Annotated in this window: 19 protein-coding genes; 14 read left to right on the top strand and 5 right to left on the bottom strand. The window is 68.7% G+C overall.

Annotated elements, in window-relative coordinates:
* Nucleotides 1-65: 65 nt before the first annotated feature.
* Nucleotides 66-1,730 carry a DAK2 domain-containing protein gene (locus D0C15_RS01845; RefSeq protein WP_116040671.1) on the top strand — a complete coding sequence of 555 codons (1,665 nt, stop codon included), beginning with the start codon at nucleotides 66-68 and terminating at the stop codon, nucleotides 1,728-1,730.
* A 146-nt stretch (nucleotides 1,731-1,876) separates the two neighbouring features.
* Entirely contained in the window at nucleotides 1,877-4,027 is a 2,151-nt protein-coding gene (gene recG / locus D0C15_RS01840; RefSeq protein ID WP_116040670.1) for an ATP-dependent DNA helicase RecG, read from the top strand.
* Nucleotides 4,028-4,048: 21 nt separating this feature from the next.
* On the opposite strand, the gene D0C15_RS35385 is transcribed toward recG, so the two are convergent.
* Together D0C15_RS35385 and D0C15_RS01830 are read right to left on the bottom strand one after the other, a co-directional pair.
* On the bottom strand, nucleotides 4,049-4,780 hold the full coding sequence (locus D0C15_RS35385; RefSeq protein WP_116040669.1) for a peptidoglycan recognition protein family protein: 732 nt from the start codon (nucleotides 4,778-4,780) through the stop codon (nucleotides 4,049-4,051).
* Complete coding sequence (locus D0C15_RS01830; protein ID WP_116040668.1) at nucleotides 4,777-4,971, bottom strand: hypothetical protein; 195 nt, start codon at nucleotides 4,969-4,971, stop codon at nucleotides 4,777-4,779. Before D0C15_RS01830 ends, D0C15_RS35385 begins: the two co-directional genes overlap by 4 nt.
* Nucleotides 4,972-5,184: 213 nt before the next feature.
* Between D0C15_RS01830 and D0C15_RS01825 the strand changes: the two genes are divergently transcribed.
* The 3 genes from D0C15_RS01825 to D0C15_RS01815 all read left to right on the top strand — a co-directional run bounded on the left by D0C15_RS01825 (nucleotide 5,185) and on the right by D0C15_RS01815 (nucleotide 11,338).
* The gene (locus D0C15_RS01825) at nucleotides 5,185-6,144 is read left to right on the top strand and encodes a S8 family peptidase (protein ID WP_116040667.1); all 960 of its coding nucleotides are present in this window, start codon (nucleotides 5,185-5,187) and stop codon (nucleotides 6,142-6,144) included.
* Nucleotides 6,145-6,247: 103 nt separating this feature from the next.
* Nucleotides 6,248-9,622, top strand: coding sequence for a pyruvate carboxylase (locus D0C15_RS01820; RefSeq protein ID WP_116040666.1), 3,375 nt, complete (start codon nucleotides 6,248-6,250; stop codon nucleotides 9,620-9,622).
* A gap of 144 nt (nucleotides 9,623-9,766) precedes the next feature.
* A complete protein-coding gene (locus D0C15_RS01815; RefSeq protein ID WP_116040665.1) occupies nucleotides 9,767-11,338 on the top strand; it encodes an adenylate/guanylate cyclase domain-containing protein in 1,572 nt (523 codons plus the stop codon).
* 14 nt (nucleotides 11,339-11,352) lie between these two features.
* Here D0C15_RS01815 and D0C15_RS01810 read toward each other — a convergent pair whose 3' ends face one another.
* The 3 genes from D0C15_RS01810 to D0C15_RS01800 form a co-directional block, all read right to left on the bottom strand.
* On the bottom strand, nucleotides 11,353-12,333 hold the full coding sequence (locus D0C15_RS01810) for an LLM class flavin-dependent oxidoreductase (protein WP_116040704.1): 981 nt from the start codon (nucleotides 12,331-12,333) through the stop codon (nucleotides 11,353-11,355).
* Nucleotides 12,334-12,439: 106 nt separating this feature from the next.
* Entirely contained in the window at nucleotides 12,440-13,405 is a 966-nt protein-coding gene (locus D0C15_RS01805; protein WP_245975518.1) for a glutamate ABC transporter substrate-binding protein, read from the bottom strand.
* A 246-nt stretch (nucleotides 13,406-13,651) separates the two neighbouring features.
* The gene (locus D0C15_RS01800; protein ID WP_116040664.1) at nucleotides 13,652-15,805 is read right to left on the bottom strand and encodes a HelD family protein; all 2,154 of its coding nucleotides are present in this window, start codon (nucleotides 15,803-15,805) and stop codon (nucleotides 13,652-13,654) included.
* A 285-nt stretch (nucleotides 15,806-16,090) separates the two neighbouring features.
* On the opposite strand from D0C15_RS01800, the gene rsmD reads away from it, so the two are divergent.
* The 9 genes from rsmD (at nucleotide 16,091) to D0C15_RS01755 (ending at nucleotide 22,020) form a co-directional block, all read left to right on the top strand.
* Entirely contained in the window at nucleotides 16,091-16,654 is a 564-nt protein-coding gene (rsmD, locus tag D0C15_RS01795; RefSeq protein WP_211323060.1) for a 16S rRNA (guanine(966)-N(2))-methyltransferase RsmD, read from the top strand.
* Nucleotides 16,655-16,734: 80 nt separating this feature from the next.
* On the top strand, nucleotides 16,735-17,217 hold the full coding sequence (coaD, locus tag D0C15_RS01790) for a pantetheine-phosphate adenylyltransferase (protein WP_116040662.1): 483 nt from the start codon (nucleotides 16,735-16,737) through the stop codon (nucleotides 17,215-17,217).
* A 235-nt stretch (nucleotides 17,218-17,452) separates the two neighbouring features.
* Nucleotides 17,453-18,154, top strand: coding sequence for a ribonuclease domain-containing protein (locus tag D0C15_RS01785; protein ID WP_116040661.1), 702 nt, complete (start codon nucleotides 17,453-17,455; stop codon nucleotides 18,152-18,154).
* 104 nt (nucleotides 18,155-18,258) lie between these two features.
* A complete protein-coding gene (locus D0C15_RS01780; RefSeq protein ID WP_116040660.1) occupies nucleotides 18,259-18,978 on the top strand; it encodes a flotillin family protein in 720 nt (239 codons plus the stop codon).
* Nucleotides 18,979-19,081: 103 nt separating this feature from the next.
* Nucleotides 19,082-19,702 carry a YceD family protein gene (locus tag D0C15_RS01775; RefSeq protein ID WP_116040659.1) on the top strand — a complete coding sequence of 207 codons (621 nt, stop codon included), beginning with the start codon at nucleotides 19,082-19,084 and terminating at the stop codon, nucleotides 19,700-19,702.
* 88 nt (nucleotides 19,703-19,790) lie between these two features.
* Entirely contained in the window at nucleotides 19,791-19,973 is a 183-nt protein-coding gene (gene rpmF / locus D0C15_RS01770) for a 50S ribosomal protein L32 (protein WP_091672203.1), read from the top strand.
* A 19-nt stretch (nucleotides 19,974-19,992) separates the two neighbouring features.
* Nucleotides 19,993-20,739: a ribonuclease III gene (gene rnc, locus D0C15_RS01765; protein WP_116040658.1), complete on the top strand. Its 747-nt coding sequence runs from the start codon at nucleotides 19,993-19,995 to the stop codon at nucleotides 20,737-20,739.
* Between the two features lie 6 nt (nucleotides 20,740-20,745).
* Nucleotides 20,746-21,609 carry a bifunctional DNA-formamidopyrimidine glycosylase/DNA-(apurinic or apyrimidinic site) lyase gene (gene mutM / locus D0C15_RS01760; RefSeq protein ID WP_116040657.1) on the top strand — a complete coding sequence of 288 codons (864 nt, stop codon included), beginning with the start codon at nucleotides 20,746-20,748 and terminating at the stop codon, nucleotides 21,607-21,609.
* Nucleotides 21,610-21,696: 87 nt separating this feature from the next.
* On the top strand, nucleotides 21,697-22,020 hold the full coding sequence (locus D0C15_RS01755) for a PadR family transcriptional regulator (protein WP_116040656.1): 324 nt from the start codon (nucleotides 21,697-21,699) through the stop codon (nucleotides 22,018-22,020).
* Nucleotides 22,021-22,030: the final 10 nt, after the last annotated feature.

Here is a 22,030-nt window from a genome sequence, read left to right as displayed (position 1 = left end):
TACCCTCGCCGTGGACCTCGAAGACTTCAAACGAACCGGGTGCTGCCCGGCAATGATGACAGGCGGTGGCGAGGGTGGACGCGGCGGCGGTGGCGAAATGGGCCGACGCGTGCGTGCGCAGCCTCGATGTGCTGTGTGCGGACATCAACGGCATCAATGTCTATCCCGTCGCCGATTCCGACACCGGCTCGAATCTGCTGTACACCGTCACCGGGGCCAGGGACGCGCTTCGCGCGGAAACCGTGTCGGCCGATGTGGGCGCGGCCCTGGGCGTGCTGGCGCGTGGAGCGGTTCGTGCCGCGAGGGGAAACTCCGGCGTGATCCTGTCGCAGGTGCTGCGCGGGCTCGCGGAGTCGGCAGGTCCCGGCCGGGAAAGCCTTGATGGTCCCGCACTGGCCGATGCCCTGACGAGGGCCGACAGCGTGGCGACGGCGGCGGTCGCCAGGCCGGTCGAGGGCACCATGCTCACCGTGCTGCATGCGGTGTCGGTGACGGTGTCCGAGCCCTCCGCTGCGGCCGCTACGGCCGCCGAGGTCGCGGCAACGGCCGCGGCCGCCGCGGCGACGGCCCTCGAACGCACCCCGGCGCAGCTGCCGGTGCTCGCGTCGGCGGGTGTGGTCGACGCCGGTGGCCGAGGGCTGCTCGCCGTGCTGGACGCGCTGGTGTGCGTCCTCACCGGGCGGACCACCGAGCCGCAGCACACACTGACCGCGCCAAGGGGCATGGCGAACGTCCCCGCTGCCCCGCTGGAATTGATGACCGTGCAAGCGTGGGAGGTCATGTACCTGCTCGACGGCGTCAACAGCCTCGACGACGTCAACGGCACCGGCGGCACCGCACCTGACCCCCTGGCGAGGTTGCGGGCGGCGCTGAGCGAACTGGGGGACAGCGTCACCGTGGCGGGGGACGGCGCGGGCAGTTACGCCGTCCACGTGCACTGCGGGGATATCGGGGCCGCGATCGAGGCGGGTCTTTCCGCGGGAAGGCCACACCGGATCCGCGTCGAGCCACTGCTCGCACATCCGCCGCCCGAACCCGCCGAGCCCGGCAGGGACCGGGCGGTGGTGGCCGTCGTGCACGGGGACGAGCTCGCCGCGCTGATCCATGCCGAGGGCGTGCGGGTACTCGCCGTGGGTACCGGGGAGGTGCCGAATGCGGAGGAGTTGCTCGGCCTGATCACCGGTACGGGCGCGGCGCACGTCACCGTGCTGCCTGGCGGGATGGAACTCACCGCGGCAGCCGACCGGATCGCCGGGCACGCGATGCTGGAGGAACGCGACATCGTCGTGGTCCCGTGTGCCTCGCCCGTGCAGGTGCTGGCCGCGCTGGCCGTGCATGACATCGCCAGGCGGACCAACGATGATGTCGTCGCCATGGCCGAGGCGGCAGCGGCGACCCGGCGCGGTGAGCTGCGGGTGGCTGACTCCGAGGCGATCACCTGGGTGGGACGGGCACACACCGGCGATGTGCTGGGCCTGGTCGACGGGGAGGTCCAGCTGATCGGGCCGGGCCCCGCCACGGCGGACAACGTCCTCGCCGCCGCGATGGACGTGCTGGGCCGGATGCTGGACCTCGGTGGCGAACTCGTCACCGTCCTCACCGGGACGGCGGCACCGCCGGACATCGGCGCCGTCCTCGGTCTTCGCCTGCGTGCCGAACGACCGGAAGTCGAACTGGTGTGCTATTCCAGTGGTGCGACCGATGCGGTGTTGCTGATCGGCGTGGAGTGATCGGGGCCGTGAGGGTTGTTCACGATCGGCCGGACGGGGGTGGCCCAGGTGAGCTGCGTGCGGCGGTGACGTGCGTCGTGTGGAACACCCTCAGCTGAATATGACACTGTGCACATCCTGGAGCGACGAGCGAGGCAGATCGGACAATGAGCGGGCTGCGCGACAAGTTGACCTCACTGGTCGGCGACAAGACCGCGAAGGCGCTGGCGTCCGCACTGGACATTCACACCGTGGGTGACCTGCTGCGGCACTACCCGAGGCGCTACGCCGCACGTGGGGAACTCACCGATATCGCGGGTCTCGAGATCGGTGAGCACGCGACGGTGATGGCCAGGATCGAGCACGTGAGCAAGCGCAGGATGCGCGCGCGTCCCGGCTCGATCCTGGAGATGACCATCACCGACGGCCACCGCAGGCTGTCCTGCGCGTTCTTCAACCAGGCGTGGCGGGAACGGGAGCTGCGGCCCGGCCGCACCGGGTTGTTCGCCGGAAAGGTCACCGCCTTCCGCAACACCCTGCAGCTGGCCAATCCCGAGTACGAGCTCATCGACGACGACGACATGTCCTCGGTGGACAGCTTTCTCGCCGAGATCATCCCGGTGTATCCGGCGGCGCAGGGAATGCCGTCGTGGTCGATCGGCAGGGCTGTGCAGCAGGTACTCGGAACGTTCGAACCCGAGGAGGACCCGCTACCGGACTGGCTGCGTATGCGGTACGACCTCGACCACCTGCACCCGGCGCTGCGTAATATCCACCGGCCGGAGAACTGGGCGGCACTCGAGTCGGCGCGCACGAGGCTGAAGTGGGACGAGGCGATGGCCGTCCAGCTGATCTTCGCCCAGCGCAGGTACTCGGCCGTGTCCCGGCCCGCGCCGGCGTGCCCGCCCAAGCCGGGCGGACTCGCCGACACCTTCGACAAGCGCCTGCCGTTCGAACTCACCGAGGGCCAGCGCGAGGTCGGCGCGAAGATCGCCACCGACCTCACGGGCGAGCATCCGATGAATCGGCTCCTGCAGGGCGAGGTGGGTAGCGGTAAGACCATCGTCGCGCTGCGGGCGATGCTGCAGGCGGTCGACGCGGGCAGGCAGGCCGCGATGCTGGCGCCGACCGAGGTACTGGCCGCGCAGCACGCGCGTTCCCTGCGCGAACTACTCGGCGACCTCGCCATGGCGGGCGAACTCGGTGGTGCTGATATCGCCACGAGGATCACCCTGCTCACGGGCTCGATGTCGGCGAAAGAACGCAAGCAGGCGCTGCTGGACATCGCAGGTGGGGCGGCTGGCATCGTCGTCGGAACGCACGCACTGATCCAGGAAACCGTTTCCTTCGCCGATCTCGGCTTCGTCGTGGTGGACGAGCAGCATCGGTTCGGCGTCGAGCAGCGGGACGCGTTGCGCTCGAGGGGAGCGGACTTCACCAGCCCGCACGTGCTGGTGATGACCGCGACGCCGATCCCGCGCACGGTCGCCATGACCGTTTACGGGGATCTGGAGATCTCCGCCCTGCGCGAGCTACCCGCCGGCCGTTCGCCGATCTCCACCACGGTTGTTCCGACCGCCGAGAAGCCGACCTGGCTGGACCGGGCGTGGCAGCGGGTGGCCGAGGAGGTCCGCAAGGGACATCAGGCCTATGTGGTCTGTCCCAGGATCGGCGACGAACCGGCCTCGGACAAGTCCGAGAAACGTCCGGCGCTGGCCGTGCTGGACATCGCGCCGGAACTGGCCGAGGGCCCGCTGAAGGGGCTGCGCGTCGGGGTGCTGCACGGCAGGCTGCCCAGTGACGAGAAGGACGCGGTGATGCGGGCGTTCGCCGCGGGCGAGGTGGACGTGCTGGTCGCCACGACGGTCATCGAGGTCGGCGTGAACGTGCCCAACGCGACCGTGATGGTGATCATGGACGCGGATCGCTTCGGGGTAAGCCAGCTGCACCAGCTGCGTGGGCGGGTCGGCCGCGGTTCGGTTCCCGGACTGTGTCTGCTGGTCACCGAAGCACTGGACGGTACCGCGACCCGGGAACGGCTCGCGGCGGTGGAATCCACACTGGACGGCTTCGAGCTGTCCAGACTGGACCTCGAACTGCGCAGGGAGGGCGACATCCTCGGCGCGGCACAGTCCGGGAAGCGGTCGGGGCTTAAGCAGCTGTCGCTGCTGCGCGACGAGGACGTGATCGCCGAGGCGCGGGAGTGCGCCCAGCGGATCGTCGCAGAGGACCCGGCGCTGGGTGAGCACCTCGGCCTCGCGCACCTGGTGGCCGACGTCGTGGACGCCGACCGCGCCGAGTACCTGGAGAAGACCTGACAGCGTGCTGGCTCGCCGCCGTCAGGCCCAGGTGGCGTCCCAGGTGGCCGGTCCGACGATGCCGTCGGCGGTGAGGCCGTTGTCGCGCTGGAACGAGGTACACGCGGATTTCGAAGCGGGGCCGTACGCTCCGTCGGCGGTGATGGACCAGCCGCGTACTCGCATCTGTTTCTGCCACGTCGTGACGCTGCTGCCGCGCATGATCGGCGGATAGCTCAGGTAGATCCCCGGCCACGGCGGCGCGACGCCGGGGCCGGGGGTCAGCGTCCCTTCGGTGACCATCTCGTACAGCTTCTCGCCGGGACAGGTCGTCGCGACGTGATCCCGGTGGCCGGTGACTCCTCGTCCTGCGCCGCCGGAGGTACGCAGGTCGACGATGGCTGACTTGTAGGCGTCGACCAGTTTTTCGCCGATCGCGTCCCCGTCGCCCACCAGGCCACATACCGCGTACCAGTTCTGATTTCCGGAACTCGATCCGTTCGCGGCCGTTCGCACATTCTTTCCCCGGCCGACGAAAATGTGATCGTGCGCGCAGACCAGGTAGGTGTACGCGATATCGGACCAGGTCTTTTCGTCCATGTGAAAATTCTGGATGCCGCGCACCTGTGCCGCGCATTGCGAATGGTCGGGCCTGGCGACCGAGCCGGTGCCGACATGATGGATCGCCACACCGCCGTTTGCGGGAGTGATGTTGTTCGACACGTTGCGCGGCGCGCGCGCTCCCCACTGTGCCCTGGTCACGACGGTCGTCATAGCTGGCGCTCCCGGTCGCAGTCGATTCCGGCGTCGAGCGGCTCGCCGGTCGCGGCGTCGACTCCTGCCGTGCGGCCGGCCGGGGCCGCCGCGAAAGCAGTTGCCGGAAGCAGGGACAGTGCGGTTGCCGCGGTCAGTGTCTTTCCGGCCGAGGCGAAAAACGCACGCCTCGAACGCTCGATCTCGGACATGTTTTTCTCGTTTCGTACGCGAGACGACGAAGAATCTGCCGAATCAATTTCGGCTGAATGCGTTGATCGTACAACCGGATACTGGAGACAATCAACGCCGGAAAGATTTTGGCTTTATTTTGGGGGCAGCCCGCCACATTGCTCGATGTCGCAGGCCCCGATCGGGGGAACGCTCGCGTTGCCGGGCCAGCCCACAGCGGGTAAGCCCTTCGCATGGGACTTCGAGGCGCACGGGCCGTGCTCGCGACGACGGCGGTTGTTCTTGTGACGTCGGGGACGGGGCTGGTGGTGCCATCGGCGGCAGCGGTGCCCGTCGAACCCCCGGTGACGGAGCCGGGGGAGCAGGCGGATCCGCCGAGCTGGGGCCTGGATCGGATCGATCAGCGTGAAGGTCTCGACCAGCTGTACCGCTACCCGGCGAGAGCGGGCGAGGTGACCGTCTACGTCATCGACACCGGTGTCGACGGCACCAATCCGGAGTTCGACGGGCGGGTGTGGCCTGGCAAGGACTTCGTCGACGACGACAATCACGCTACCGACGGCAACGGGCACGGCACCCACCTGGCAGGAGTGATCGGCGCCGAGCGGCACGGTATCGCCAAGGACGTGCGGATCATGCCGGTCCGGGTGCTCGACGACAACGGTGCCGGGAATCTCCTGGACATCCTGGCCGGAATCGAGTGGGTCACGGTGAACGCCACCCAGCCGGCCGTCGCGGTGTTCGGTATCGGTGGTCCGCCGGAGGAGGCGCTCGACGAGGCCGTCCGCGAACTCGCCACAGTGATGCCGGTCGCGGTGCCCGCGGGTAGCTCCGGAGCGTCGGCAGCCGAATTCTCGCCGGGCAGGGTGGCCGAGGCGTTGACCGTCGCGGCGGCCGACCGTGACGACGCCGCGATCGCGCGGTCGAACTCCGGCTCCGCGGTGGACCTCTTCGCCCCTGGTGCGGAGATTCCCGCGCCGAGCACCGGCGGCGCCGTCTCCGTGCAGTCGGGTACCTCGACGGCTGCGGCGCATGTCGCGGGCGCGGCGGCGCTCTACCGGGCGCAGCATCCGGACGCCACACCTGCCGAGGTCAGCGCGGCGATCGTGGCCGCGGCGACGGAGGATGCGCTCACGGATGTGCCGGACGGAACGGCCAACCGCCTGCTGTTCACCGGGAGTGTGCAGCCGTAGGACACACCGCAATGATGTCCATCACTTGGTACGGAACTCCCGCCCACCGGGAGTCAGACGGTAACGTGCGCCATCTACCGATCCGTACAAGGGAAGGACCGGCATGTTCCGCAAGGTACTCGTCGCCAACCGTGGTGAGATCGCCATCCGTGCGTTCCGTGCAGGCTACGAACTCGGCGCAGGCACCGTCGCCGTGTTCCCGCACGAGGACCGCAACTCGCTGCACCGGCTGAAGGCCGACGAGGCCTACGAGATCGGGGAAGAAGGACACCCGGTCCGTGCCTATCTGTCTGTCGAGGAGATCGTCGAAGCGGCCCGCAAGGCCGGTGCCGACGCCGTCTACCCGGGTTACGGGTTCCTCTCGGAGAACCCCGACCTCGCTCGCGCTTGCCAAGAGGCAGGAATCACATTCGTCGGGCCCAGCGCGGAGATCCTCGAGCTGACCGGCAACAAGGCCAGGGCGGTGGCCGCGGCGCGCGCCGCGGGTGTGCCCGTACTCGGGTCCTCGCAGCCGTCCTCGGACATCGACCAGCTGATGGCGGACGCGGAGGAGCTGGGCTACCCGCTGTTCGTGAAGGCGGTCGCCGGTGGTGGCGGGCGGGGCATGCGCCGGGTCAGCGAGCCGAAGGTGCTGCGCGAGTCCATCGAGGCCGCCGCGCGTGAGGCCGAGTCCGCGTTCGGTGACCCGACGGTGTTCCTGGAGAAGGCCGTGGTGGATCCGCGGCATATCGAGGTGCAGATCCTCGCCGACGGCGAGGGCAACGTCATCCACCTGTACGAGCGGGACTGCTCTGTGCAGCGCAGGCACCAGAAGGTCATCGAGCTCGCACCTGCCCCGAACCTCGATCCCGAACTCCGGGACCGGATCTGCTCCGACGCGGTCGCCTTTGCCGAGCAGATCGGCTACCGCAACGCGGGCACGGTCGAATTCCTGCTCGACCCCGAGGGCAACCACGTCTTCATCGAGATGAACCCCCGCATCCAGGTCGAGCACACCGTGACCGAGGAGGTCACCGACGTGGACCTGGTGCAGTCGCAGATGCGGATCGCCGCGGGCGAGACACTCGCGGACCTCGGTCTCTCCCAGGACCGGATCTATCTGCGCGGCGCGGCTCTGCAGTGCCGGATCACCACCGAGGATCCCGCCAACGGCTTCCGGCCGGACACCGGGATGATCAGCGCGTACCGCTCACCCGGCGGCTCGGGTATCCGCCTCGACGGCGGTACCGCCTTCGCCGGCACCGAGATCAGCGCGCACTTCGACTCCATGCTGGTCAAGCTCAGCTGCCGCGGCCGGGACCTGAAGACCGCGGTCGGGCGGGCCCGCCGAGCCCTCGCCGAGTTCCGCATCCGCGGTGTGGCGACGAACATCCCGTTCCTGCAGGCGGTGCTGGACGATCCGGACTTCCAGCAGGGCCGGGTCACCACGTCGTTCATCGAGCAGCGCCCGCACCTGCTGACCGCGCGGCACTCCGCCGACCGCGGCACGCGGCTGCTGACCTACCTCGCCGACGTGACGGTGAACAAGCCGAACGGCGAACGGCCCCGGCTGATCAACCCGGCGGAGAAGCTGCCGGAGATCGCGGATCAGGAACCCCCTGCCGGCTCCCGGCAGCGGCTGCTCGAACTGGGCCCCGAGGGGTTCGCCCGCTGGCTGCGTGAATCCCCGACGATCGGGGTCACCGACACCACCTTCCGTGACGCGCACCAGTCCCTGCTGGCCACCCGGGTCCGCACCAAGGACCTGCTCGCGGTCGCGCCTGTGGTGGCCCACACCGTGCCGCAACTGCTCTCCCTCGAGTGCTGGGGCGGCGCGACCTACGACGTGGCGCTGCGCTTCCTCGCGGAGGATCCGTGGGAGCGGCTGGCCGCACTGCGCAAGGCCGTGCCCAACATCTGTCTGCAGATGCTGTTGCGTGGCCGGAACACGGTCGGCTACACGCCGTATCCCACGGAGGTGACGAACGCCTTCGTCGAGGAGGCGACCGCGACGGGAATCGATATCTTCCGCATTTTCGACGCGCTCAACGACGTCTCCCAGATGCGGCCCGCGATCGAGGCCGTGCGGGAGACCGGGTCGGCAGTGGCCGAGGTGGCGCTCTGCTACACCTCGGACCTCTCCGATCCCGGCGAGAAGCTGTACACACTGGACTACTACCTGCGCCTCGCCGAACAGATCGTCGACGCCGGAGCGCACGTGCTCGCGGTGAAGGATATGGCGGGGTTGCTGCGCGCACCCGCGGCGGCACGGCTGGTCTCCGCGCTGCGCAAGGAGTTCGACCTCCCGGTGCATATCCACACTCACGACACTGCCGGTGGTCAGCTGGCCACCTACCTCGCCGCGGTGCAGGCAGGCGCGGACGCGGTCGACGGGGCCGTGGCCTCGATGGCGGGAACCACCTCGCAGCCATCCCTTTCGGCGATCGTTGCCGCGACCGATCACTCCGACCGGCCCACCGGCCTGGACCTGCAGGCAATCGGCGATCTCGAGCCCTACTGGGAGATCGTGCGCAAGATCTACGCGCCGTTCGAAGCGGGACTGGCGTCGCCGACCGGCCGCGTCTACCACCACGAGATCCCCGGCGGTCAGCTGTCCAACCTCCGCACCCAGGCCATCGCACTCGGCCTCGGTGACCGGTTCACCGACATCGAGGCGATGTATGCGGCGGCCGACCGGATCCTCGGACACCTGGTCAAGGTCACGCCGTCGTCCAAAGTGGTCGGGGACCTCGCCCTGCATCTCGTCGGTGCGGGTGTCTCGCCCGAGGAGTTCGAGGCGGAGCCGAACAAGTACGACATCCCGGACTCGGTGATCGGCTTCCTGCGTGGCGAGCTCGGCGACCCACCCGGTGGCTGGCCGGAGCCGTTCCGGACCAAGGCTCTGGAGGGCCGTGCCGAACCCAAGCCGGTGGTCGAGCTGTCCGAAGAGGACAACAAGAGCCTGGCGTCGGACCGGAGGGCAACGCTGAACCGCCTGTTGTTCCCTGGCCCCACCAAGGACTTCGAAACGCATCGGGCCGCGTACGGCGACACCAGCGTGCTGCCGAGCAAGGACTTCTTCTACGGGCTGCGCCCCGGTGAGGAGCATGCCGTCGACCTCGAGCAGGGCGTACGGCTGCTGATCGAGCTCGAGGCGATCGGTGAGGCCGACGAGCGGGGTATCCGCACGGTGATGGCGACGCTGAACGGTCAGATGCGGCCGATCCAGATCCGTGACACCTCGGTGGCCGCCGACCTGCCGGCGGCGGAGAAGGCGGACAAGTCCGATCCCAAGCAGATCGCCGCGCCGTTCGCCGGAGTGGTCACCCTTTCGGTCGGGGAGGGCGACGAGGTCGAGGCAGGCGCGACGGTCGCGACCATCGAGGCGATGAAGATGGAGGCCGCGATCACCGCGTCCGAGGCCGGCAAGGTCTCCCGCCTGGCCATCAACTCCGTCCAGCAGGTCGAGGGTGGAGACCTGCTGGTGGTGCTGGAGTGAGCACGGCGCCGGTAGAAGTTCCCCAATGTGGCATTGGGGACGTTGAGGTTCCCCAATGTGGCATTGGGGACGTTGAAGTTCCCGAAAGCCACATTGGGGAACTCCCCTGGGCGGTGCCGGCGTGAGCGGGGTGGCACCGGAAGCATGAGCGTGAGCCCGCTCGGGTCCTGGCTGCTGGGGTCGGTGCACCAGCGGGACTCCGTGCTGCGCCTGCGGGTGCAGTTGCTGCTCACCGCGTCACTGGTGATCGCCAACCTGGTCGGCATCGTCGCCGTCGTGACGCTGGTGACGATCGTGCTTCCGGGCCCCAGCGTCTTCGTCGGGGACCTCACGCTGGTCCACTTCGTCGCGCTGCCTGCCTACATCGTGTTCGCGCTGGTGATCGGCGTCGTCTGGGGAACCAGAAGGGCCCTGCGCACGCTGCGGTGGGTGCTGGAGGGCAGGCTGCCTACCGAACGGGAACGCAGGGCGACGCTGCGTGTGCCGATCCGTCTGTTCCGGCTGCAGGCCGCCCTCTGGTTCGGCGGCACGATCCTGTTCACCACGATCTACGCCTTCGAACTTCCCGACGCGGTGTTCAAGGTCGGCTTCACCGTCGGCCTCGGCGGGCTCGTCGTTTGCGCGAACGCCTATCTGCTCAGCGAGTTCGCCCTCCGGCCGATCGCCGCCAGGGCCCTCTCCAGCGGCCCAGCCCCGCGCAGGCGGATGGTCGCCGGAGTGACCATGCGAGTGCTGATGGCCTGGGCGCTCGGCTCCGGGGTGCCACTGACCGGACTCATGCTGGTCGCGCTGTTCGCCCTCGCGAGGGGTGACGTCTCGGCCACCCGGCTCTCGATCAACATCCTCGTGCTCGGCGGCATCATCCTGGTGTTCGGCTTCCTGATCGTGCTGCTGATGGCGCGGGCGACCGTGGCGCCGATCCGGACCGTGCGCTCCGCGCTGGCCCGCGTGCAGGGCGGGGACCTCGGCGCCGAAGTGGTGGTGTTCGACGGGACCGAACTCGGACTCCTGCAGGCGGGCTTCAACCGGATGGTGGACGGGCTGCGGGAGCGCGAACGCATCCGCGACCTGTTCGGCAGGCACGTCGGTCACGAGGTCGCCACGGAGGCGTTGCTGGCGAAGGACATCGAACTCGGCGGGGAGGTGCGGGAGGTCGCCGTGCTGTTCGTAGACGTCATCGGGTCAACCACGCTGGCCGCAACACACCCGCCTGCCGAGGTGGTCGCCGTGCTCAACCGCTTCTTCGCGGTGGTGGTGGCCGAGGTGCACGAGCACGGCGGCTCGGTGAACAAATTCGAGGGCGACGCCGCACTCGCCGTCTTCGGCGCTCCCACGAGCGTGCCCGACCCCGAGGGACAGGCACTGGCCGCGGCAAGGTCCATGGGCAGGCGGTTGCGGGCCGAGGTGACCGAATGTGAGGCCGGGATCGGCGTAGCGGCAGGCCCGGCCGTCGCGGGCAACATCGGCGAGGAGAACCGATACGAGTACACCGTGATCGGCGACCCCGTGAACGAGGCGGCGCGGCTCACCGAGCTGGCCAAGTCCGTTCCGGGGAGGGTGGTGGCCTCGATGCGTGCGGTCGAACACGCGGACCAGGCGGAGGCAGGGCGCTGGACGCCGATCGACGAGACCACCCTGCGCGGCCGCACCGAGCCCACCCGCGTCGCGGCCCCGGTGACCGAAACTCCCGCACTTTCCCGGGAAAGTGCGAGATGACCCCCGGCCGGGGGTCAGCCGGCCAGGGCGGAGACCAGTTCGTAGGAGCGGCGCCGGTCTTCGTGGCCGTGGACCATCGTGGTGATCATCAGCTCGTTCGCGCCGGTTTCGGCCAGTAGGTCGTCGAGACCCTTGCGGACCGTCTCCGGGGAGCCGACGATATTGCTCGCCATCCGCTCCTCGATGAACATCCGGTCCAGATCCGTGTACGGGTAGTCGGCGGCCTCCTGCGGACTTGGCAGCGGGATCGGCCTGCCGTGTCGCAGGCTGAGGAACGTCACCCCCGACGGCCCGGCGATCCACTGTGCGTGCTCGTCGGTTTCGGCGCAGATCACCGAGGCTCCGAGCATCACGTACGGCTCGTCCAGCACGGTGGACGGCTGAAACGCATCCCGGTAGATCCGCAGTGCCGGACCGGTGTTCTGCGCGCTGAAGTGGTGGGCGAAGGAGAACGGCAGACCGAGCATCCCCGCGAGCTGTGCACTGAAACCGCTCGAACCCAGCAGCCAGACCGGCGGGCGGTTGCCCTCGGCGACCGCGGCGCGAACCGCCCGGCCTTCTTCCGGCTCGAAGTACTCCATCAGCTCCGTCAGCTGCTGGGGGAACTCCTGGGCGGACAGTGCCGCGGCCGAGCCGCGCAACGCGACCGCCGTGCGCTGGTCGGTCCCCGGGGCCCTGCCGATCCCGAGGTCGATGCGGCCGGGGTGGAACGCCTCCAGGGTGCCGAACTGCTCGGCCACGACGAGCGGCGCGTGGTTGGGCAGCATCACTCCGCCGGAGCCGACCCTGATGCGCTCGGTGGCCGAGGCGACCTGGGCGATCAGGACAGCGGTCGCCGAACTGGCGATGCCCGGCATGTTGTGATGCTCGGCGAGCCAGTACCGGCGATAGCCGAGCGACTCCGTGTGCCGCGCGAGATCCACCGTGTTACGAAAGGAGGTCGCGGCGTCGGAGCCGCTGTTGATCGGCGAAAGGTCCAGAACGGACAGCGGTATTTCGGGCAGGCTGGTGCTCGGCTCGGAAGTCACGCCTGTGTGTAACGCGAAAGTACCTGCGTTGCTTCCCGTCCGTGGGCAGCCCTTGCGACCAGGCTCTGGTCGCTCAGGAACCGGCTGCCGAGCCGATCGCGGGCGGCGCGGGCGGGTCACCCGCGACCACGGTGCCGAGCGACTGCTGCCATGCCTGCTCCCACAGCCCGGCGTCCTCGATCTTCTGCAGCCAGGTGTTGATGAACTGCTTGAACTCCTGGTCGCCGTGGCGCAGACCGATTCCGTAGGGCTCGCTGGTGAACGGCTCGCCGACCACCTGGATCTTCTCGTTCAGGAACGCGAATCCCGCCAGCAGAGTCAGGTCGTGCACGTAAGCGTCACCGGTACCGTCCTCCAGTGCCTGGATGCACTCCGGCGCCGTGTCGAAGGTCTTGATCTCGGCCTCAGGGGCGTACTCCCGAATGGCCGCAACGCTGGTGGCACCGTTGACCGCGAGCACCGTCTTGCCGTTGAGGTCTTCCGGCTCGGTGATGTTCGTTTCCGATTTCAACGTGGCAATGGCCTGGCCCGAGGTGAGGTAGGGGCCCGCGAACGAAACCTTTTCCGCTCGTGCCGGGGTGATCGAGTAGATCCGGATCACCACGTCGACCGTGTTGATCTGCAGCAGTGCCTCGCGTGTCTCCGGAGTGGACTTGATGATCTTCGTGTTCGGTTCGCCGATGATGTACTTCGCGAGCATCTTGCTGAGCGCGGCGTCGAAGCCTTCGGTCTGTCCCGTCGTCGGATTCCGCTGCGACAGCAACGGCATGTTCACCTCGCCGCCGACGAGGAGTTCCCCGCGGCGCTTGATCGCCTGCGCCGTACTGGAGGAGCCGAGTTCCTCCGCGGTGGCAACGGGTGCCAGGTCCAGCAGGCTGGGAGCACCTGACGAAGCGTCCTCGCTCGGAGCTTGCTGCGCCGGCTCCGACGTGCAGGCGGCGACGGCCACCAGTACGAGGACAGCGCCGACGGCGGTCCGCACCCGGCGCGCTGAACCGCGGCGCGCGGACGGGGACAGCATGGAAGTCAACAGTGTCATCGAGACACACTCCATCTCGGCTTGCGATGTTCGCCCGCCTGATGGATCTGCATCGACGGGCTGCTTGAGCGGAGCCGCTCACGGAATACGGCCGTCGTGAATGGTACGCACTTTGGGGTGAATTCCGAACGGTGGTGTCGTCCAATTCATCGAGCCGAATAGTCGGTGACAAACCAACTCCGGCCTGAAAACGCGCGTAGTTGCCTTTGTGCTCTCTGTTGCCGGCCGGGCCGTCCGCTGTGGAGTTCAGTCCTGATCCGGCAGCCAGTCCGGATCCGAGGCCAGCACGGTGAGTTGCTGGGTGGCCCGGGTCAGGGCGACATAGAGCACCCTGCGACCGGTCGTCGACTCGGTGATCAGTTCGGTGGGTTCGAGCAGGACCACCGCGTCGTACTCGAGTCCCTTCGAGTCCAGGCTGCCGACGATCTTGAGGCGTTCGTCGGCTTGGCCGCGCAACCACCGCCGCAGTTCGCCGACCCGGTCCATGGCGCAGATCACGCCGACCGTGCCCTCGACCGAGCCGAGGAGCTCCTTCACCGCGGCCTGCACGGCGCCCTCGGCCGTGCCCCGTTCGATGGTGCGGACCTCCGGTACGAGCCCGGTCGTGCGTACGGCGTGGGGGAGGTCGCCTGCCTCGGCGTGCCCGGCGACCACCTTCGCGGCGAGTTCGAAGATCTCCGCCGAGTTCCGGTAGTTGGTCCGCAGCGTGTAGCGCCTGCGCGCGGTCCGCGAGCCGAACGCCGTGTCCCGGGCCTGCGCGGCTTCCTCCGGGTCCGGCCACGAGCTCTGCACGGGATCGCCCACCACGGTCCAGCTCGCGTATCGCCCCCTCCGGCCGATCATCCGCCACTGCATGGGCGAGAGGTCCTGCGACTCGTCCACCACGATGTGGGAGTACTCGTCGTAGTGCTCGGGACGGTGACGGTCCCGGACTGTCGTGCTGTCGCGAGTCTGCTCGGCGTCCAGCTCGAGCCTGCTGTCCCGCCTGCGACGCTTCGGCGGGGGACCGAGCAGCACGCGCAGCTCGTCCAGCAGTGCGATGTCGGCCACCGACCAGCCGCGCGTGCGATCGCTCATGGAAGCGGCCAACAGGCTGATCTCGTCCCGCGAGAGCACGTGCTTGCTCGCCTTGGCGAGTCTGCGCTCGTCACCCAGCCAGCCCAGCACCTGGGCCGGGTAGAGCACCGGCCACCACGTCACGAGGAACCGGTGGAAGTCGATCCGCTCGCCGAGGTCGTTGATCAGCTCGGCACGCTCGATGGTCCTGCCGTCGGCGCTCGCGTACTCCTCGGCCTTGTCGGCGAGGGCGTTGAGCAGGGACTCGGCCGCCCGGATCCTGGATCGGTTCGGCGGACCCCCCTGGGTGTGTACCTTGCGCCGCACCTTGTCCAGCTCCCGCGCATCCAGCCTGAGCACCTCGCCCCGGTAGACGATCCGCATCTCGTCCGGTGCCTCCGGCGGCATGGCCCGCAGTGCCTTCAGCAGCACCTTGCGCATGCGCAGGGAGCCCTTGATCGCGGCGAGCGGGGCGGCGTCCTGCCGGGTCGCCTCGATGCCGTCGAGTACCTCACCCAGCGCGCGCAGCTCCACGTTGGTCTCGCCCATCGAGGGCAGCACCCTGGAGATGTAGGTGGTGAACACCCCTGAAGGGCCGATGACCAGCACGCCCGCCCCGCCGAGCTGCTTGCGGTACCGGTACAGCAGATAGGCGGCGCGATGCAGCGCGACCGCCGTTTTGCCGGTGCCGGGGCCGCCGGTGATCTCGGTCACCCCGCGCCATGGTGCGCGGATCACCTCGTCCTGCTCACGCTGGATGGTGGCCACGATGTCGCGCATCTTCTCGCCACGGGCCCGGCCCAGTGCGGCCATCAGCGCGCCCTCGCCGACGATCCGCATGTCCTCGGGCACGGCGTCCGCCATCAACACGTCGTCGTCGACGTCGAGCACCTTCTGGCCGGAACACCGGATCACCCTGCGGCGCACGACGTCCATCGGTTCCTCGGCCGTCGCCTGGTAGAAGGCGGCGGCGGCGGGGGCGCGCCAGTCGGTGACGAGGTTGTCGAAGTCGGCGTCCCTGATGCCGAGCCTGCCGACGTAGAGCGGCTCGGTGTCCTGGGAGGCGTCGGCCCCGGAGTAGTCCAGCTTGCCGAAAACCAGGCCCTCGTACTCGGCATCGAGGGTCTGCAGTGTCTGGGTGGCGTGGAACACCATCATGTCGCGCTCGAAGAGCATCGACGCCTGCTCGAACACGGCCTCCCGCTGTGCGCCGTGGCCGATCTCGTAGCCCTTCGTGCGCATCGACTCCGCCTGCGTCCGCAGTTCCGCGAGACGGGCGTAGACGCGATCGACGTGGTTCTGTTCGACAGCGATCTCGGCTCTTCTGACCCGAGGTTCCGACACGCAGGCTCCTAGCAGCTCAAGTCGGGAGGGGGAAGAACGACAATACGCAACTCGCGCGGGCACTTCACCAGGTCCCGGCTAAAAACACACCTGCCGCCCTGTTCGATGCCGGGTGGCGCACAGTCGCTGGTTCGCCTGCCGTTGGTGTCTCCCTCGCATACGCCCGCCACGAGCCGCCCCTGCGGTGGCGGAAGAGCGTTGTCACAGCGGGGGCAAGCTCCGACCGGCCCCTGCCGGCCGTAATGCCCGCAAACCTCCTGGCCGTCCATGAGTCAAGATGTCGGGGTGACCAGGATCGTGGCCGGACAGGCGGGTGGCAGGCGGCTGCGGGTGCCGCCGCGCGGTACCCGGCCCACCTCCGAGCGGGTCCGCGAGGCGCTCTTCAACGCACTGGAGGTCGCGGGCGAACTGGACGGGGCACGGGTGCTCGATCTGTACGCCGGCTCCGGTGCGCTGGGGCTGGAGGCGTTGTCGCGCGGCGCCGCGGACGCGCTGTTCGTGGAGGCGGACCGCGTGGCCGCCGAGGTACTGCGTGGCAACGTCGCGACGGTCGGTCTCGGCGGCAGGGTGCGGCACGGGCGGGTGGACCAGGTGCTGGCCGAGTCGGGGACGGACCCGGCCGCGCCGTTCGATCTGGTGCTCGCCGACCCGCCTTATGCGGTAGAGGGGCCGGAACTGGCCGCCGCACTCGGCGCGTTGTCCCGCGGCGGCTGGATCGCGGCGGGCGGGCTCGTCGTCGTCGAACGCGCCGAGCGCGATGGCGAGCCGGACTGGCCCACCGGCTTCGAGCCGCTGCGCAGCAGACGTTATGGCGACACCGCGCTGTTCCGCGCCGAGTACGCGGGCTGAGCGATTCGGCGGCGGGCCGGAGAGGGACAGGTTCATCACAAACCGCGCAGCCGTGCGCCCGGCTTGGTAGCGTCCGCGCCATGCGGCGAGCGGTGTGCCCCGGCTCTTACGACCCGGCGACCAACGGTCATTTGGACATCATCGAGCGCGCGTCCAACCTCTTCGACGAGGTCGTGGTCGCCGTGCTGATCAACAAGAGCAAGAAGGGCCTGTTCTCCATCGAAGAGCGGATGGAGATGCTGCGCGAGGTGACCGCCAAGCTGCCCAACGTGCGGGTGGACTCCTGGCACGGGCTCCTGGTCGACTACTGCAGGCAGCACGACATCGCGGCGATCGCGAAGGGCCTGCGCTCGGTCAGTGACTTCGACTACGAGCTGCAGATGGCTCAGATGAACCGGGAACTGTCCGGCGTCGAGACCCTGCTGATGTCGAACAATCCGTCCTACAGCTTCCTGTCCAGCTCACTGGTCAAGGAGGTCGCCACCTACGGCGGGGATGTCGCGCAGATGGTGCCGGAATACGTGCACGAGCGTCTGACCGAGCGGCTCGCGGAGCGCGGCTGACCCCTCCGTTCGTCGGTGTCGGTTGGCAAACGCGCGTCACGATCGACTCGGCGGGGCTCGGACCTGGAGTCCGAGACATCACCACCGCACGTCACACGCCCCGCCTCCCCGCTCGTGGGCTCCGCCGCGCGCGTTCTCCGGGGCACCATCGCCACGGCAAGCGTTGCCCAGCAGGCTGTCGCAGAATTCACCTGAGCGCTATCGGGCGATCACTGTTGTGGCTTACGGTCGGAAAATGGCCAACATAAGGACACGTTCAGCCGCGACCCTGCTCGTGCTTCTCGTCGCCCTGTTCGGCGGTTTCGGTGCCGCCGCGCAAGCCCTGCCGGCCCAGGCTCCGGCTGTGGGCTCCCAGGCGGAGTGTGGCGACACCTCGGGCTTCGAAACGACTCCGCTCTCGGCGCTCCCGCCGGAGGCCGGGCAGACCTACGACCTCATCCAGTCCGGTGGACCGTTCCCGTACCCGGACCGGGACGGCACGGTGTTCCAGAACCGGGAGGGCCTGCTTCCGGACTGCTCGTCCGGCTACTACCACGAGTACACCGTGTCGACGCCGGGCAGCCCGGATCGCGGCGCCCGCCGGATCGTGACGGGTTCGGGCGGCGAGTACTTCTACACCGCAGATCACTACGCCAGCTTCGTCCTGATCGACGTCGAAGGAGAGCCCGGAAGCTCGTGCGGTGACCTGTCCGGACTGGACAGCGTCGCCTACTCCGCGCTGTCCGCCGCCGCACGGGCTGTCATCGACGACGTCCGCGAAGGCGCCACCGGCATCACCTACGAGAACCGGGAAGGTGTGCTGCCCTCCTGTGACTCCGGCTACTACGAGCTGCACCGGGTCGGCGACGACGACAGGGTCATCTCGGGCGAGGGCGGCGAGTTCGCCTACACCCCGGACCACTACCGCAGCTTCCTCGCGGTGGACCTCGGCGCCTGACTGCGACAGACACGCCCGGTAGTCGCCGCCTGCCCGGAATTACGGGGGTGACCAGGCAAACTGGTCACAGCCGTACGGGGATGAATGGCCACTAGGGAGTTGCCGTGTACCGGGTGTTCGAAGCTCTGGACGAGCTCGTCACGATCGTGGAAGAGGCACGCGGGGTGCCGATGACCTCCAGTTGCGTCGTGCCGCGTGGCGACGTCCTCGAGTTGCTGGACGACGTGCGGGATGCGCTGCCCGGCGAGGTCGACGACGCCCAGGACGTGCTCGACAAGCGCGACGAGATCCTGACGAAAGCCCGCGCCGAGGCCGAGTCGACCGTGGGCGGTGCCGGCGCCGAGGCGGAGCGGCTGCTCGCGGACTCCCAGGCCGAGGCGGAGCGGATGGTCGCCGAGGCGCAGGCACGTGCGGAGCAGGTCGTCGCCGATGCGCACGCCGAGGCCGACCGCGCCGTGGCGGCCGGGCAGGCCGAGTACCAGAACCTGACCGAGCGTTCGCGCCACGAGTCCGAGCGGATGATCCAGGCGGGCCGGGACGCCTACGACCGCGCGGTGGACGAGGGCAGGGGTGAGCAGGCGCGACTGGTCTCCCAGACCGAGATCGTGCAGGCCGCCCACGCCGAGTCCGCCCGCATCGTCGACGAGGCGCACAGCGAGGCGGACCGGCAACGGACCGAGTGCGACGCCTATGTAGACGGCAAGCTGGCCGAGTTCTCCGAGTTGCTGGCGACGACACTGCGCACGGTCGATTCGGGCCGCAACCACCTGCGCGCCCCCGGTGTCGCGGCAGGACAGCGCACACCGGTGTACGACTACCAGTAGTAGTTGGTCGATCCGGACCGTAACCGCGCCGTGGGCGTCCGGTTCGAACTCGCGTACGCTGGACGGGTTGCGCCAGTACCACCCGACACGCGTGAAGAGAACGATGCCCGAGAACAGAACTGCCACCGGCCACCTCGATGCGCGCAGCCCGTGGGTCGTCGACACCCGCGAACTCGGCCGCCGTGCCGGCCTCAGTCGCACCCTGCAGCGTCAGGCGCCGTTCGACGTCTCGCTCGGTGTGCCCGACGTGATCATCGTGCCCAAGGGTGCGGAGATCGATCTCGACCTCCTGCTGGAATCGGTCGTCGAGGGCGTGCTGGTGACGGGGACCGCGATGGCGCCGACCACAGGGCACTGCTCACGTTGCCTGGATCCCATCGGCGATGAGGTCGAGGTCGAACTGACCGAACTGTTCGCGTACCCGGACTCGACGACCGAGGCCACCACCGACGAGGACGAGGTCAGCAGGCTGGTCGACGACCGGATCGACCTCGAGCCCGCGGTGCGGGACGCGCTGGTGCTCGCACTGCCCCAGGTGCCGCTGTGCACCGAGGACTGCCCAGGTCTATGCGCCGAGTGCGGCGTGAAGTGGGCCGATCTCGAGCCCGGACACGGGCATGAGACCATAGATCCTCGGTGGGCCGCGCTGGTCGAACGTCTCGAAGGTACCTCGAATGGGACCGACGATGAGACTCCGGCGAGCGGTGCCGACGACAACGCTTGAGAGAGCAGCCGTGCACGGGTAACCGTCCGCGCCGGTGATGACGAAAACGCTCGCGTCCGCGAGCAAATGTTGATGAGGAGAACCAGTCGTGGCCGTCCCGAAGCGGAAGATGTCGCGTTCCAACACCCGCTCGCGCCGCGCCCAGTGGAAGACGAGCGCCGTGCACCTGGTGCCGTGCTCCAACCGCGCGTGCAAGCAGCCGAAGCCGCAGCACACCGCCTGCCCCACCTGCGGTCAGTACGACGGTCGCCAGGTCGTCGAGCCCGCCTGAGACGGCCGGTTCACAGATAATGGGGGGAAAGTCGTCACACGGCGGTCCGGCAGCTGACCCCACGCCATTGCTCGAGGCGCTCGGCGTCGATTTCGACGCCGAGCTGCTGACCCTTGCGCTCACGCACCGTTCGTATGCGTACGAGAACGGTGGCCTGCCGCCGAACGAGCGGCTGGAGTTTCTCGGGGACGCGGTGCTCGGTCTGGTCGTCACCGACCACCTGTACAACCAGCATCCCGACCTGCCCGAGGGACAGCTCGCCAAGTTGCGGGCCAGCGTGGTGAACATGCACGCGCTGGCCGGGGTGGCAAGGGGTCTCGGCGAGGGTGGGCTGGGTGCACACCTGCTGCTGGGCAAGGGTGAGGAGCTCACCGGTGGCCGGGACAAGGCGAGCATTCTCGCTGACGGTCTCGAGGCCGTGATCGGTGCTGCCTATCTGGCTCACGGCATCGACACCGCCCGCATGCTCGTGCACCGGTTGTTCGACGGGTTGCTGGCCGAGGCGCCGCTGCGCGGGGCAGGTCTGGATTGGAAGACCAGTCTGCAGGAACTCACGGCTTCGGCCGGGCTCGGTGTGCCGGAGTACAAGGTCGAGGACACCGGACCTGACCACCGCAAGGAGTTCACCGCCATCGTGCTGGTCGCGGGTCGCGACCTCGGACACGGTGACGGCAGCACCAAGAAGGAAGCCGAGCAGAAAGCCGCCGAGTCCGCGTGGCGCGCATTGTCCGCGGAACTGGGGTCCGACGGCGCGGCTCAGGGGTAAGCGCGAGTGCCTGAGCTTCCCGAGGTGGAGGTCGTCAGGGCCGGTTTGCAGGAGCACGTCGCCGGCCGCACGATCGCCGAGGTCGAGGTACTTCATCCCAGGGCAATCCGCCGCCATGTGCTCGGTGCGGCGGATTTCACCGGCCGCCTTGCCGGCGTTCGGATCGTGGCAGCTCGTCGGCGGGGCAAGTACCTGTGGCTCGAACTCGCCGATCACTCCGCGGTTCTCGCGCACCTAGGAATGAGCGGTCAGATGCGGGTCCAGCCCGAGACCGCGGCTGACGAGAAGCATCTGCGGGTCCGGATGCGGTTCGACGACGACGGTCCTGAGTTGCGTTTCGTCGACCAGCGGACCTTCGGTGGTCTCGCGCTCGCCGATCTCGTCGAGTCCGACGGCACACTGCTGCCGGAGACAATCGCCCATATCGCACGCGATCCGATGGATCCGGCGTTCGATCCCCGCCACGGCGTTCGGGCACTGCGCTCACGCAGGACAGAGGTGAAGCGGGCGTTGCTCGACCAGACCCTCGTCTCGGGTGTCGGCAACATCTACGCCGACGAGGCGCTGTGGCGCTCGCGGCTGCACTGGGCCCGCCCGGCCGATCGGCTCACGGCGGCCCAGGCTCGGACACTGCTGGAGTCCGCGACCGAGGTGATGAACGAAGCCTTGCGTGCCGGTGGTACCTCCTTCGACGCGCTCTACGTCAACGTCAACGGGCAGTCCGGGTACTTCGACCGAGCGCTGGACGCCTACGGGCAGGAGGGTCTGCCCTGCCGCCGTTGCGGCACACCGATCCGGCGTGACCCGTTCATGAACCGGTCTTCGTTCTCCTGCCCGCGCTGCCAGCCGAGGCCGCGCCGCACTCGCTGAACTCCCCCGTTACGGTCTGCGAGCCAGTGCTGTGCGCGCTACTGCGGAATGCGTGGTACTGTCCAGAACGCAAGTCGGGAGGAACACGTGGAGATCAGTCAGCTACTCAAGGGTGTGCTCGATCTCGCGGTGCTGGCGGTGCTGCGCGAGCAGGACGGTTACGGCTACGACGTACTGCGCAGGCTGAGGCAGGCCGGGCTGGACGAGGTGGGCGACGCCTCGGTGTACGGAACGCTGCGGCGGCTGTACAAGGCAGGCGTGCTGACGTCGTACGTCGTGCCGAGCGAGGAAGGCCCGCACCGCAAGTACTACAGCTTGAACGAGTTGGGGCGCCAGAGACTGGCGGAGTCGGGCAGGACCTGGCACTCGTTCGCCAAGACGATGGACGACCTGCTGGGCGAGGCGGCATGAACGTCCGCAA

The organism is Amycolatopsis palatopharyngis (assembly GCF_003385185.1).
In the GTDB taxonomy this organism is placed as follows: Bacteria; Actinomycetota; Actinomycetes; order Mycobacteriales; family Pseudonocardiaceae; genus Amycolatopsis; species Amycolatopsis palatopharyngis.
This window is presented reverse-complemented; position numbering and strand designations above follow the sequence as displayed.